At 38.9% G+C, this 13,484-nt stretch carries 14 protein-coding genes; 1 reads left to right on the forward strand and 13 read right to left on the reverse strand.

The window, feature by feature from the left end:
* Positions 1-22: 22 nt before the first annotated feature.
* Together dapB and BALCAV_RS00235 are read right to left on the reverse strand one after the other, a co-directional pair.
* The gene (dapB, locus tag BALCAV_RS00230; RefSeq protein ID WP_003322415.1) at positions 23-823 is read right to left on the reverse strand and encodes a 4-hydroxy-tetrahydrodipicolinate reductase; all 801 of its coding nucleotides are present in this window, start codon (positions 821-823) and stop codon (positions 23-25) included.
* Positions 820-1,146: a nucleotide pyrophosphohydrolase gene (locus BALCAV_RS00235; protein WP_200880875.1), complete on the reverse strand. Its 327-nt coding sequence runs from the start codon at positions 1,144-1,146 to the stop codon at positions 820-822. Before BALCAV_RS00235 ends, dapB begins: the two co-directional genes overlap by 4 nt.
* Before the next feature lie 156 nt (positions 1,147-1,302).
* On the opposite strand from BALCAV_RS00235, the gene BALCAV_RS00240 reads away from it, so the two are divergent.
* On the forward strand, positions 1,303-2,175 hold the full coding sequence (locus BALCAV_RS00240) for a YitT family protein (RefSeq protein WP_003322418.1): 873 nt from the start codon (positions 1,303-1,305) through the stop codon (positions 2,173-2,175).
* A 97-nt stretch (positions 2,176-2,272) separates the two neighbouring features.
* Here BALCAV_RS00240 and BALCAV_RS00245 read toward each other — a convergent pair whose 3' ends face one another.
* The 11 genes from BALCAV_RS00245 to aroA form a co-directional block, all read right to left on the reverse strand.
* Positions 2,273-2,947, reverse strand: coding sequence for a zinc metallopeptidase (locus BALCAV_RS00245; RefSeq protein ID WP_003322419.1), 675 nt, complete (start codon positions 2,945-2,947; stop codon positions 2,273-2,275).
* A gap of 129 nt (positions 2,948-3,076) precedes the next feature.
* Entirely contained in the window at positions 3,077-3,874 is a 798-nt protein-coding gene (ypjB, locus tag BALCAV_RS00250) for a sporulation protein YpjB (protein WP_003322420.1), read from the reverse strand.
* A gap of 72 nt (positions 3,875-3,946) precedes the next feature.
* Positions 3,947-4,549, reverse strand: a complete 603-nt coding sequence (locus BALCAV_RS00255; RefSeq protein ID WP_003322421.1) for a DUF1405 domain-containing protein — start codon at positions 4,547-4,549, stop codon at positions 3,947-3,949.
* A 1,296-nt stretch (positions 4,550-5,845) separates the two neighbouring features.
* Positions 5,846-6,628, reverse strand: coding sequence for a menaquinol-cytochrome c reductase cytochrome b/c subunit (locus BALCAV_RS00260; RefSeq protein ID WP_003323143.1), 783 nt, complete (start codon positions 6,626-6,628; stop codon positions 5,846-5,848).
* Between the two features lie 52 nt (positions 6,629-6,680).
* On the reverse strand, positions 6,681-7,352 hold the full coding sequence (qcrB, locus tag BALCAV_RS00265) for a menaquinol-cytochrome c reductase cytochrome b subunit (RefSeq protein WP_003323144.1): 672 nt from the start codon (positions 7,350-7,352) through the stop codon (positions 6,681-6,683).
* Positions 7,353-7,355: 3 nt separating this feature from the next.
* Complete coding sequence (locus BALCAV_RS00270; RefSeq protein WP_003323145.1) at positions 7,356-7,868, reverse strand: QcrA and Rieske domain-containing protein; 513 nt, start codon at positions 7,866-7,868, stop codon at positions 7,356-7,358.
* A 143-nt stretch (positions 7,869-8,011) separates the two neighbouring features.
* Positions 8,012-8,479, reverse strand: a complete 468-nt coding sequence (locus BALCAV_RS00275) for a YpiF family protein (protein ID WP_003323147.1) — start codon at positions 8,477-8,479, stop codon at positions 8,012-8,014.
* 304 nt (positions 8,480-8,783) lie between these two features.
* Positions 8,784-9,329, reverse strand: coding sequence for a ReoY family proteolytic degradation factor (locus BALCAV_RS00280; RefSeq protein WP_003323148.1), 546 nt, complete (start codon positions 9,327-9,329; stop codon positions 8,784-8,786).
* A gap of 135 nt (positions 9,330-9,464) precedes the next feature.
* Positions 9,465-10,724, reverse strand: coding sequence for a tetratricopeptide repeat protein (locus tag BALCAV_RS00285; RefSeq protein WP_003323149.1), 1,260 nt, complete (start codon positions 10,722-10,724; stop codon positions 9,465-9,467).
* A gap of 35 nt (positions 10,725-10,759) precedes the next feature.
* The gene (locus BALCAV_RS00290; RefSeq protein ID WP_003323150.1) at positions 10,760-11,659 is read right to left on the reverse strand and encodes a hypothetical protein; all 900 of its coding nucleotides are present in this window, start codon (positions 11,657-11,659) and stop codon (positions 10,760-10,762) included.
* Positions 11,660-12,188: 529 nt separating this feature from the next.
* Entirely contained in the window at positions 12,189-13,478 is a 1,290-nt protein-coding gene (aroA, locus tag BALCAV_RS00295; protein WP_003323151.1) for a 3-phosphoshikimate 1-carboxyvinyltransferase, read from the reverse strand.
* Positions 13,479-13,484: the final 6 nt, after the last annotated feature.

A 13,484-nucleotide genomic window follows, 5' to 3' on the forward strand; every position in this document is an offset into this window, starting at 1 on the left:
AAACGATCTCTCCCTCAATTATTTAGTCAATAATATTTTCTAACCCATATACAAGCGTATCTAAATTCATAACCGTCTCAACCGCTAATTGGACTCCCGGCATAAAGGACTCTCGATTGATGGAGTCATGTCGAATTGTTAAGGTTTGACCAACACTGCCAAATAAAACCTCTTGGTGAGCAACAAGCCCAGGCATACGAACACTATGAATTTTCATGCCCTCTATATCTGCCCCTCTTGCTCCTTGTAATTCTTCTTTTTCTTCTGGATGTCCTTGCGTTTTAGCTTCTCTTACTTCCGTAATTAGTTGAGCAGTTTTTATAGCGGTACCTGATGGAGCGTCTAATTTCCGATCATGGTGCCGTTCGATAATTTCCACATCTGGCATATATTTAGCAGCCGTCTCGGCAAACTTCATCATTAAGATCGCTCCAATCGCAAAATTTGGTGCGATGATAGCCCCGAGTTGCTTGCTTTCTGACAAGTGACGAAGTTCTGCAATGTCTTCTTCTGTAAAGCCTGTTGTTCCTACAACCGGACGGACTCCATGGTTAAAGGCACTTTCCATATGCTTTTTCCCGAATTTAGGATTCGTTAAATCAATCAGGACATCTGGTTCCTGTTCCGATAAACACTGATCAATGTCTTCATAAATCGGTATATCTAAAGGCATCAGCCCTTCAATGTCTTTGATTTTCTTTCCCGTATTTTTCGAATCGACAACAGCGACTAATTCAAAACGCTTGTGATTCGAGACCATTTTAACGGCTTCTTTCCCCATATTTCCTCTATGTCCGGCAATAACGATTTTTAACTGACTCATTCTGATTCTCCTTCTTCTATTCGTGTCCAGCGATCTTTATCTCGCGTTTCAAATTTATTCATAACTAAATCAAATGCTTCTTCTAAATCAATATGTAATGAATTAGCAAAACAAATGAGCACAAATAAGATGTCTCCCATCTCTTGTTCCATCGTTTTTTCTTCTTCTGAGGTTTTTTTCGGCTTTTCACCATAAAAATGATTGACCTCTCTTGATAACTCGCCGACCTCTTCTGTAATCCGAGCAAGCATCGCAAGTGGGCTAAAATAACCTTCTTTAAATTGACCGATATATTCATCGACCTGCTGCTGCATCTCTTCCATTGTCTTCTTTGTCAATTTAAGCACCTCTCTTTCCCCTTGACTACATGTTAGCGAATCCGCTCTGTTTTGACAAATACAAAAGGTTCATTTGCCGAAATTTTGTCTTTTTTATATAATAAGTGTAGTTTTATGTTGGAAAATTTAGGAGGAGGGCTTTTGAAACTACGAATTAAACCATTAAATGTATTCATGATTTTAGTCGGCTCAGCCATTATGTCTTTTGGACTTGTTTTTTTTAATATGGAAAATCAGCTGGCCGATGGTGGATTTACCGGAATTACATTAATTCTGTATTTTTTGTTTGAAATTAACCCAGCCATCTCAAATTTAGTCTTAAACATCCCGATTTTAATTATTGGTTGGAAAATCCTTGGTCGACAAACGTTTATTTATACGGTTATCGGGACTTTAAGCGTTTCCGTCTTTTTGGAATTATTTCAACGATTTCGTTTTATGGCGATTCCATTACATGACGATATGACCCTTGCTGCTTTATTTGCCGGAGTTTTTATCGGTGTTGGTTTAGGAATCGTTTTTAGATACGGAGGGACAACAGGTGGGGTTGACATCATTGCCAAACTTGGCTTTAAATATTTAGGGTGGAGTATGGGAAAAACGATGTTCATGTTTGATGCCGTCGTTATTACAAGCTCACTCATTTATTTAAACTACCGTGAAGCGATGTATACGCTTGTTGCTGTTTTTATCGCCGCACGTGTCATTGATTTTATTCAACAAGGAGCTTACTCGGCGAAAGCAGCAATTATCATTTCCGAAAAAACGGAAGAAATCGCTAAACGAATTTTAGTAGACATGGACCGTGGTGCGACGCTTTTACAAGGAAAAGGTAGTTTTACCGGCACAGACAAACAAGTGCTTTATTGTGTCGTCGGTCGAAATGAGCTCGTTCGTCTAAAAACACTCGTGGAACAAATTGATCCACATGCCTTTGCTTCTGTGAACGATGTACAAGATGTCATCGGTGAAGGATTTACACTAGATGAGAACAAAAAGCCGTTAGATAACTAAAAAACCGAATGATATTCATACTAAAAAAGAATCGAGAAGCTAAACCTCTCGATTCTTTTTCTATTTAATGGCTTCGTGCCGGCCGCTTTTGGTGCTATTAATCATCATTCATGCCAACATACATTAAAATAAAACGAACGAGTTCTAATACAGCGACAACAGCTGCTGCGACATATGTTAAGGCTGCAGCATTTAATACTTTTTTCGTTTCACGCTCTTCATCGTTTCGAATGATGCCTGTCGATACCATTTGGCTCATCGCACGATTACTCGCATCAAACTCTACTGGTAAAGTCACAAGCTGGAACAACACAGCTGCTGCCATAAACACGATTCCGAGTAGTAACATCCCGCTCGCTCCCATAATAATACCCGCCAAAATAAAGAAAAACGATGCATTTGAGCCGAAATTAGCAACCGGAACTAACGAATGACGGAAGCGTAAGAAGGCGTATTCTTCTGCATCTTGGATCGCATGACCGACTTCATGGGCTGCAATCGCTGCACCAGCTACAGAAGTACCGTAAAAGTTGTCCGTCGATAAACGAACCACTTTTGAACGTGGGTCGTAATGGTCGGTAAGTTTTCCTCGCGTTTCCTCCACTCGAACATCAAACAAACCATTGTCATTCAAAATCTTCCTCGCAACTTCAGCACCTGTTAGACCTGAGGAAGCATGTACTTGTGAATACTTACGGTAAGCTGATTTTACTTTACTTTGAGCCCATAACGGGATAACTAATAGTAAAATGAAATAAACAATAAACATCATACTCATGCTATGACTCACTCTCCTAATCCCTTTATTGATTAACATTTTACAGATGAAGGTCAGTTATAGTCAAACAAAAAGCCTCTATTTTAGAGGCTTTTTATACAGTGTGTTCACAAAGCATTCACATTATTCTTTTGCCCTTATTTTAGCGGACATCTCTTTCTCCGCTGTATATTTACGCCAGCCAACATAAATAAGCGTAAAAAAGATCATTCCACCTATCGTAAACATAACCCATAAAAAAGACGGGTCTGAGCTTTCTTCTTTCACTTGTTGATAGAGCTGTTCCCATTCTTGAACAATCGTCTCAAGATGGTTAGTTAAGATATTAAGGTTATTTGCTTCTTTTCTCAATGTTTCTAAATACTTAACTTGTGATTCCACTCGTGTTAACTGTTCCGGTGTTAAATCAATTAATAGGGCTGGCCTAATCATTTGATATTGCCTTAAAAACTCATTTAAAGCTAATTGAAACTGTTGTCTTTCTTCCACTTGTAAACTTTCGATCATTTTTTGTAACGCACCCATCACCGACTCTTCTGTATAAAGCCATAACGGATGGAATTCACTTGATAAAGCATCCACCGCTAAACGGAAACTCGTCACATGCATAATTCGATCCGTAAATTCTAACTCGGCCGCTGTCAATGCTTCCTCCGCTTTTTCAATTGACAAAGTGACTGTGCGTAAATCATTCATCGTTAAACCTTCACCTTTAAAATCCATCTGCAAAAATTGCTCAGAAAAATAGTTAAGCTCCTTTTTCGCTTGCTCAAAGTTCTCTTGTTTAACAAGCTGTAAAATGAGATCGGATGTTCGGTTTAATTCGTTCCAAGGATCACCTGTGTCCGTTTCTGCACTAGTCGGATAAGGGAATATAAGTACAATAGCGATACCTAAATAAAACGTGAAAAGACGACGCATCTTTGTCCCTCCTTCTTCTACTCCCATCCTATGAAGCTTTGGACAAGGATAGACCAAAAAAGGGGACAAGTTTTAGACGTTGATTGATAATTTTAATGTTTTCGTTCGGACCGATAAATAATAGACAGTCAAAATAGAAAAAACACTTAAACTGACCGTAAAAACCATAACTGAATCAAGATATGGCATTAAATGACTTGATAAATAAGGGTGCATCCCAAAATAATAATCAATAAAATCATTATGTAAAGTCCAAATAGCTGCTACGACTAAATGCCACATTTTTATACGGAAATAAGGGCTATAAATAATAGCTTGTAGAGCCATTCCTGCATGAGAGAAAATGAGCATATAATGTTGCCAATTTAAAGAGCCACCAAGCATTCCTGTTGCTGCGTTCATCACAACGGCCCATATCCCATATTTAATGAGCGTGACAGCTGCTAACGCTTCAATAATCGGCCAATTTCTCTTCATTAAAAAAGCAATAAGAACAAACACAAAAAACAAGCTAGCCGTCGGACTATCCGGCACAAAAATATAAAATGAAGGCGGTGTATTTTGCAACTGCCCCCAATACCAATAAAACCCATAAATCGTCCCTGGCACATTAATAATTAGTAATAAAATGAGCATTGAACGATGTCCAAATAACGTTAACAATTGCCTAAGCATGCTATTCCTCTCCTTTTATTATACATTTATTTCTACAGGGGCTCCCATGTTTCACTTCTCCCGCAGGAGTCTCCAAGTATTCCGCTGGCCACGTTTTTGTTAAAGAAAAAACTGCTGAAGCCAAAATGAATCACTTTTTCAGTGGCCTCACCAAGCTTCTTTCATTTTTTACTAAACAAGCTCTGCTGTCAACTTTTCTCTTTTTCCTAACTCAACTTTCGCATCGTGAAAACCCGTTCAACTAGTTAGCAGAGCGAAAGGGAAGCTCTTAAACAAGTGCCCTTGACACGTTTAAAAAGCGAGAACGCACTATCACACAAAACGGATAAACTGTGCATTAAGAAAATATTATAGACCCTCCGGCTGTCGCTCCCAAAACCATACTCCGCGTCCTGCGGGAACCTGGCGAGCCTCCTCGGCAAGCCTTGCGGGGTCTCGCTCCACGGTTTATTCCCGCGGGAGTCTCCGTATGGTTTTGTCCGCTAAGTGTGGTGGAGAGGTTTGATGATATCGCCATTCTCAATTAGCTATTTCTAACGCAGAAGGACCTTCTTCTTCACTTTGTTAGTTATGAAAAGACAGGATTCCAATCGAAATAAGCTCGCTAGTCTAGCTAACGTACAGAGCATCAACACGGATTTATTTACAACTGTAACGGAATGAGTCATTGAAGAAAAATCATTCTCAAGCTACTGTATTTTGAAGTATTGTCTGTTTTTTTATTCCATGAGAAAACGAACCTAGATTCGATTCCAGTATCTAGCGGACAAACAGACACGGAGACTCCCGCAGGAATAAACCGTCCAATGAGACCCCGCAAGCGTGCTGAGGAGGCTCATGAGGTTCTCGGCAAGGACGCGGAGTGTCTGTTTGGGAGCGACAGCCGGAGGGCCTATTATTTATTTCTTGATGCACAGATAACGTGAGATTGGTTTGTTCGTTTATGAACATGACGTATTAAAGCAAAGGGTTGACTGTTTACATTTTTTTCAATAGGAAGGAAGAGTTAATCACATTGTTCGCGACAGCCGCAGCTCTTAATTTTAGTGAACAGTTTCCTTCAACAGCCTACTAAGAGATGTGTTCAGACTTATCAACGATTGAACCGTCCATGTAAAGTCAATTTGAGTATTGTACCGCCCTAAAGTTAATCTCTATCAACGGTTGAGGGTCGGTTATACGCTGCGAAAGTTGATTTCCTAACATAATAAATTTTCTTAATTAGCACTATTACGCTTTATATATATAAAAAACCCGATGAAAAGGAATTCCCTTTCACCGAGTTTTAGATACTAATTATTCATCTTCTGGTTGGCCGTGAGCCGCGATGTATTCAGCTAAAATTTCTAACTCTTCATCAGTGCCTTCAAACAATCCACCAGGCATTGCTCCATTTTCACTACCATTTTGAATAATGTTAATGACTTCTTCAGGAGTTTTTTCCGTATCTAGAAGTGTTGGACCACCGGCACCGCCAGCCATCGTATCACCATGACAGCCAATACAAGATTGATTACTTACATAAATCTCATATCCTTCTGCTTCAGTGTTAATATCGCCTTCTTCAACGATTTCCCCTTGTTGTGCAGCTGCTTCCCAATCGTGTTGGTCAACAGACTCCCATGTTAAGAAAATAACCGAAATAACCCCTAACATCATTAAGCTTGACGCAACTGGACGCTTTAATGGACGACGCTCTTTACCAGTATCTAACCAAGGTGCAAGTAAAAGAGCACCAAAAGCAAGACCAGGGATAATAACCGTTCCAACCACATCTGAAGCATACTCATACTTTAGTAGTTGATATAAGAATAAGAAATACCAGTCTGGTAATGGAATATAACCACCAGCAGCAGCTGGATCCGCCATTCTTTCAAGCGGTGCTGGATGAGCAATTGTTAAGCAAAGGAAACCCATAAGGAAAACCGCCCCAACCATCCACTCTTTTAGTAAATAGTTCGGCCAAAACGCTTCCGTTTTACCAGGGTATTCCGAATAATCTTTAGGAATATTTTTCATACGTCCGTCCGCTTTGACACGAGAGTCACCGACGAACTTCATCCCTTTACCACGTTTCATCTTATTCCCTCCTTATCTGCGAAGATTTAATTAATATTCGTTCATTATTAAATTAAAGTGGACCAGAAATACCTTGACGGCGAATCATAATAAAGTGAGCCGCAAGAAGTCCAAGTAAAGCCGCTGGTAAGAAGAAAACGTGAATCGCAAAGAAACGTGTTAACGTAACCGCTCCAACAATATCTCCCCCTGCGAGTAACGCTTTGGCAAATCCACCAATAAATGGTACACTTTCAGCGATTTGTAAAGTTACAACCGTAGCAAAATAAGCTTTCATATCCCAAGGTAATAAGTAACCTGTCAGACCTAACGCAAGCATGACGAAGAAAATTAAAACTCCGACAACCCAGTTAAGCTCACGTGGTTTCTTATATGAACCGGTAAAGAATACACGTAATGTATGTAGAAACATCATGACAATAACTAAACTAGCACCCCAGTGATGCATTCCACGTACAATCACACCAAATGCCACTTCTTGTTGCAAATAAGCAACAGAGTTATAAGCATTAATAATGTCTGGTGCGTAATACATCGTTAAAAACATACCCGATAAAATTTGGATAACGGTAACAAAGAATGTTAACCCTCCAAAACAGTATACGAACGCTGAGAAGTGGTGAGCAGGGTTAACATGCTCAGGTACCTCGTGATCCGCAATGTCGCGCCACATTGGCGTAATATCGAGACGCTCATCAACATAATCATAAATTTTTTGGAGCATCGATTACGCCCCTCCTTCTGTTCGTTGATAAATGGAACCTAAATAAACTTTTCCATCTTCTACTTGTACTTCAAAAGCATCAAGTGGTCGTGTTGGCGGCGTACCTTGAATGTTGATCCCTTGTTTATCAAACATTCCGAAATGACATGGACAATAAAAACGATCAGGGTGTTGGTCGTTTGTACCAAAAGCCACTTGACAACCAAGATGCGTACATGTTGGTGAAAGTGCAACTACTTCATCACCTTGTAACATCACATAGGCATTTTGAGTAACCTCTGACGTATACCAGGCATCCTCTTGTTTAAAAGTAAACGGGAATAATTGTGGTTCCTCTGTTAACTCAGACAAATCACAGACAGCTACCCAATCCGAAGCTGCTCCGGCTTTTAATGCTGGATCAATGGCGAAACGTGCCATTGGCATTAACATACCAGCCGCCATAAAGCCACCTACTCCTGTAAGCGTGTACGTTAAAAATTGACGTCTTGATACTTTGTGTTCTTTCTCACTCACTTGTTTTCCCCCCCTACTCAATAAGGTATTCCTATAAAAGGACATAATTCAACACAGATTATACTAGGACATATCCCATAATAGCTTAATGGACAAACAGTGTCAATTGTTTCACAGACTTTCCAAAAGGCATTTTTGGAGCGTTAAAGATTTTGCCACTTATTCGTCAATAAAGGGACAAGTTGTTTTATTTGTTCCGCAATAACTTGTTGTTTATTCGTTAAATCCATATGTTCTAGCGGGATGGTTGGCAACCAAATTAAACTAGCATTAAGTGATTCCTCATTCATTTTCCATTCAGCATCTGAAGTTAGTAGAAATATATGTTTCATTTCTCCTTCTTGCAAGTCGCTTATCCAAGCTTGTAAGCGCTGTTCACGTTCACTTTCCTTTTCTGATTTTAAATATGTAAAAGCCGGAAATAATACAGCCCTACCTTGGAACTGCCTCTCAAGCTCATTCGTCATAATCGTAATAAATTCACCCATTGAAACAATTGTTTTCAATTGATTATGACCAGAAACCGGAATAAGCGGCAAAAATGCTGTGTCTACATATTCCTTTGCTTGCAAGAATTTGTCCATTTCCTTCACTTGCCATTTCATAATCATCACCCTTTCCCCTTTATCCTAGCAAAATGAAACACAAATGAACAGTATACTTAAAGCTTTCCCACGCAAAAAGGAGCTTATGCAATATGACAATTTTGTGACAAGCATTATTAGACGTTCAAAAAGTGGTTTTTGCGTCCAAAAGTCGCCAGCGTTTACTTTAAGAAATCACGAATCATCCAAGCTCATTCTCCTCTGTCTAAGCACTCTCCTTCCATTATCATTGCAAAAAAACTACCCTATAAGTTATCTAAAACTGATAAGGTAGTTTTTAGTATGTCGTCTAGTAGATAATTTAGCTTTTTTACATTTCATTTAATTCTTTTAGTTGCTTTGATAAGATTTGAAATTGCTTTTCATCACGGCTATCTAAAGCTTGATCAATTTTATCTAAAAGTTGCTGTTTTTTAAATGTAATAAGCGATATTGATAAGATTTTTTCTGCATGCTGTTCTGCCAATTGCATCCGTTCTTTACTTTCCGGTAAGTACGGATTATCTTCAAGAACAGCTAAGTATGGTGGATATGTTCTCGCCCCTAAAAAATGGAGTTCAATATAAATATCTTCTGTTTGATTTAAGCGAATATCGTGAAAAGCCTTTTCAGCATCTGTTGTTATATGATTAAACTTATGGAAGGAAAAAGGTGGCTTATCAACCCCATTTGCTGAAATGATTAAGGACTTTGGTGCATTGTCTGCATATTCAACAAAATGAACTTTCTCCATCAAATCATCATCACTCATTAAATAATTTAACAGCCAGGCACATTCTCTTCTTTTCAGATCAAATTGTTTCAAAAAATTTCGCAAAAAATCTTTTTTCTCAACGACCGGAACAATGCTACTCATGCTTTTGCCCTCCTTCACAAAAATCAAACGACTTTTTCACCAGAGAAGTATTTTTGGTGAGGATTTTGATACCATACTATTTCTCTTTAAAAGCCGTTACTCCCTTCTTTTCTAAGGAAGTTTTTTTGAAAAAGATTAATTCTCCAAATTTAAAAGTAATTCACGGACGTCTTCTCGACTAGGTGCATATTGTAACAAGCTTTTGAAATAAACAATCGCGTTTTCTCTTTCACCATTTTCTAATAAGAAGTAAGCATATTCTTCTAAGAAGTCTGGGTCCTCTTTAAAGTGTTCTCGAACTTCTTGATATTTAACAGCGGCTGTCTCAAATTGTTCATCGTGATTCAGAGCATTAGCCTCATACCAAGTTAATAGAGGGTCTCCCCCTTCCCCTAATCCTTCGACATGACTCAATAACTCTAACAACTCTTCAAATAACTCTTGATCTTTATAAAAAGCCGCTAATGTTTGAATCGCTTCTAAATTAGACGGGTTAATCGCAATCGCTTGTTGTAAAAATTGGACCGCCTCATCTGGATTTTGACGTTTGAAGCTTAGTTTCCCAGCAAGCAAATAAAGCTGATCATTATAATCATCAACAGTCATTCCCGCTTTTAAAGCATCCATTGCCTCATCAAACCTTTGCTCAGCTTCAAATGCTCTCGCTAAATAAGGGTAAAGTGACGTAAAATCTGGGTCAAGTGCTTTTAGTGCCTCAAGCTGTTCAATCGCAAGGCCCATATCGCCCACTTGGTAAGCCGTAAAACCGTACCCAAATAAAGCGTGAGGTTCAAAATAATCCTTTAATCCTTCTTTATAATATTGCAAAGCTTCTTCAAATTGTCCGCCTGCACTATAAGCTTCAGCTAACTTTAATTCAATATGCATTCCAGGTAGCTCTTCTTTTTTATGAACGGCCCGTTTTAAATGGGGAATACTTTTTTGATAATCGCCACGTCCTAAATAAAAATCACCCAGTCCATAAGAGATAATCACCTCATCTGGTGCTTTTTTGGCAGCTGTTAATAATTTCTGTTCGGCCACTTCATCTAAAGCTTGCATTTGATACAAATCAGCTAATAATAATTGCGCTTGAAGAAACGTGGGATCGTTCTCTTTAATATCAAGTAAATATTCAATTGCTTCATCTTCCTCATCAAGATCAATTAAAATTTCAGCTAATTGGATGAGGACGTTCCCTTCATCAGGATAGAGGGCCATTAATTCCTCTAAAATCTTCTTTGCCTCTTGTAAATGACCGAGTTCATAATAGATTTCAGCAATTGTAAACAACTGGTCGTGGTTTGCCGTTTCTTTAGCTTGATTTATTTTTTTTAAACCATCTTCTATTTTTCCCTCTTCAATAAAAGTTAGTCCTTGTTGAATCTCTTTCATTTATAAGCCCCCAACAAACAGTGTTCAGACCTTCCTTATGAAGAGCCTAATGCCAATAATCGGCCAGGCATTTTAATATAAATCGCTCTACCATAACCTGGTCTGCTCAAAAACTGTTCATTTATTTTTAATAATTGTCCTCTTAATACGACAATACTTGGTTTCTTATAATGATAATCGAGATTTTCGATATCTTCAACTAATTGGTTTTCCTTGCTCTCATATAAAAAATAATCTAAGTCACTACCGACCATTAAAATGCCTTTTTCTGGGTACAATCCGATTTTTTGAAGTGCACACTTTGACCATTCCTTCTCTTCTGTTATATATAAATGTTCAGCAATCGCGTATTTTTCCGTTTCATTTCGCCAAACCATCTGTTGCCACGCACGTTCTTTTTCATTTTTAGAGACAAAATGTGGCATTAAAACGACACGATAGTTTCTTTGAACTTGAGCAATATAAAGCCAAGCAAGTGTGGAAGGATCGTCTCCATCTTTAATCACGACTTTTAAGGCCGGGATTTGTTTTCTTTTACACGTTAAAATAACGGATGGACGAAGGAGCTGGAGAGAGATTTCTAAACCGAGTACATAATCAATAGAAGCGAACTCCATTTTTTTCATACTCGTCTTATATACTTGTTCAAGACGGGATTCATAGGGAAGTTTTGCAAAAACAACGGCCGTCGTACAACCAATATTCACTAATTGCTCCTGCCTCTGAAAAAAAGTTAAACTATCCGTTGTTTCAAGCAGTTGTTCTTCACTGACAACTAAACCTCCTTTTAAAGTCAATCCACTCATATTCATTCTCCGTTGATTCCATTTCGCAAAATCACGATTCACAAATTTAATTTTTCCATTGTCAATTAAGTAGACCCGATCTTTTAATTGATTGCCGGACTGTTCTGTAACTTGCTCAATTAAATACATGTTCCCGCCTCCTGCTCGACCTTTTATAGACCGTTTATAGACAAGCTATGTTTTAATTTAGAAAACAGAACATAAAAAAGTTAGAATTTTTGATTCTTTTTGTTGACACTTCCAATGTAAGCGCTATAATGAAATTAAGCGTATGGTTTCTCTCCACTCCTATCCATACAATATATCTTTTAGCTAATTGCTAAAACCTAATTTGAAAGCGCTTACCGCATATATCGAATTAGGTCTTTTTTTGTTATAACGAGGAACTTCATAAAATATAAAAGCTAATTTAATCATGCAACGCCGTATTTGATTCCCTTTTCGGCTTTCGTGCGTTCTCTTGTGGCTTCATTGACGGCCTTTGATTCCCTTACTAGCTCCCATTCGTTCTCTTTCGGCTTCATTGCCGGCCTATGATTCCCTTTCTAGCTTTCATTCGCTCTCTTTTGGCTTCATTGACGGGATCTCCTCACCTCTGCGACCTTACTTTTCCTCCCACATAAAAAAGCTGCCCCAAGAGACAGCTTTTCTTCATCGTTTAGTTTTTTAATTGCTCGACATGTTCAAAAAAGTTAGGATAGGACACGGCAATCGCTTCTGTTCGTTCAATCACAACTTCATCTGTTGCGATTAGTCCAGCTATCGCCATCGCCATTCCAATTCGGTGATCACCATAGCTTTGAACTTGGCCACCTGAGAGTGATGTTTTCCCTTCAATAATCATCCCATCATCAGTGGCGGTTATGTTTGCTCCTAATTTTTTCAATTCACTTACAACCGTATCAATTCGGTTTGTTTCTTTTACTTTTAACTCTTCAGCGTCTTTAATAATCGTTTTTCCTTCTGCTTGTGTGGCTAACACGGCTATAACTGGAATTTCATCGATTAAGCGTGGGATCATATTACCAGCGATTTCAACTCCTTTTAAAGAAGAGGTCTTCACAATGAGATCAGCCATCGGCTCCCCACCGACCATTCGTTCATTAATAAGTGATAGGTCTGCTCCCATTTCAATCAAGACATCGATAATTCCCGCGCGTGTCGGATTGATTCCAACTCCCTCCAAAGTAATTTCACTATGAGGCACAATCGCTCCCGCAGCTAAAAAGAATGCAGCAGATGATATATCTCCTGGAACTTCGATATGTCTTGCCTTTAACGTTTGCCCACCTTTTACAGTAACTGTTAATCCGTCACGCTGAACTTCCACACCATAAGCCTCTAACATCCGTTCTGTATGGTCTCTTGTTAAGGCAGGCTCTGTAACACTTGTTGTACCTTCACTTTGTAAACCAGCAAGTAACACAGCTGATTTCACTTGTGCACTTGCAACAGGTGAATGGAAGTCAATTCCTTTTGTCCCACCGCCTCGCACGGAAAGTGGTGTATAATTGCCATTGTCACGCCCCGCAATGTCGGCTCCAAATTGTTTTAATGGGTTCGTCACACGAGCCATCGGCCTTTTCGCGATTGAATCATCGCCGATTAATACCGAATGAAACGGTCTAGTCGCTAAAATTCCAAGCATTAATCTTGTTGTTGTTCCTGAATTGCCAACATCCAAAATTTCGCTCGGTTCTTCTAAACCACCCCAACCTTTTCCTTCGATGATAACATCTTCTCCGTTTTGTTCGATTTCGACACCCATTTTTCGGAAACAATCAATCGTGCTTAGACAATCCTCCCCTGCCAAAAAACCTTCAACCGTCGTTTTCCCCTCTGCTACGGCGCCGAACATAATCGCTCGATGAGAGATTGATTTATCACCAGGGATTTTCACGCTTCCTTTTAAACCTTTATTTATTTTCGTTACTGTTTTTGTCGCCATTTTTCT

Origin of the sequence: Alkalihalobacillus alcalophilus ATCC 27647 = CGMCC 1.3604 (assembly GCF_000292245.2) — a bacterium.
Classification (GTDB): Bacteria; Bacillota; Bacilli; order Bacillales; family Bacillaceae_D; genus Alkalihalobacillus; species Alkalihalobacillus alcalophilus.

What these genes read in the sequence shown, in the direction of transcription:
- BALCAV_RS00290 (WP_003323150.1), bottom strand. Translation starts at nt 11,659, where the DNA reads ATGTATTTAATTGAGCAAGTTACAGAACAGTCCGGCAATCAATTAAAA.
- BALCAV_RS00275 (WP_003323147.1), bottom strand. Translation starts at nt 8,479, where the DNA reads ATGATTATGAAATGGCAAGTGAAGGAAATGGACAAATTCTTGCAAGCA.
- qcrB (WP_003323144.1), bottom strand. Translation starts at nt 7,352, where the DNA reads ATGCTCCAAAAAATTTATGATTATGTTGATGAGCGTCTCGATATTACG.
- ypjB (WP_003322420.1), bottom strand. Translation starts at nt 3,874, where the DNA reads ATGCGTCGTCTTTTCACGTTTTATTTAGGTATCGCTATTGTACTTATA.
- BALCAV_RS00260 (WP_003323143.1), bottom strand. Translation starts at nt 6,628, where the DNA reads ATGAAACGTGGTAAAGGGATGAAGTTCGTCGGTGACTCTCGTGTCAAA.
- BALCAV_RS00280 (WP_003323148.1), bottom strand. Translation starts at nt 9,329, where the DNA reads ATGAGTAGCATTGTTCCGGTCGTTGAGAAAAAAGATTTTTTGCGAAAT.
- BALCAV_RS00235 (WP_200880875.1), bottom strand. Translation starts at nt 1,146, where the DNA reads ATGGAAGAGATGCAGCAGCAGGTCGATGAATATATCGGTCAATTTAAA.
- BALCAV_RS00285 (WP_003323149.1), bottom strand. Translation starts at nt 10,724, where the DNA reads ATGAAAGAGATTCAACAAGGACTAACTTTTATTGAAGAGGGAAAAATA.
- BALCAV_RS00245 (WP_003322419.1), bottom strand. Translation starts at nt 2,947, where the DNA reads ATGATGTTTATTGTTTATTTCATTTTACTATTAGTTATCCCGTTATGG.
- aroA (WP_003323151.1), bottom strand. Translation starts at nt 13,478, where the DNA reads ATGGCGACAAAAACAGTAACGAAAATAAATAAAGGTTTAAAAGGAAGC.
- BALCAV_RS00255 (WP_003322421.1), bottom strand. Translation starts at nt 4,549, where the DNA reads ATGCTTAGGCAATTGTTAACGTTATTTGGACATCGTTCAATGCTCATT.
- dapB (WP_003322415.1), bottom strand. Translation starts at nt 823, where the DNA reads ATGAGTCAGTTAAAAATCGTTATTGCCGGACATAGAGGAAATATGGGG.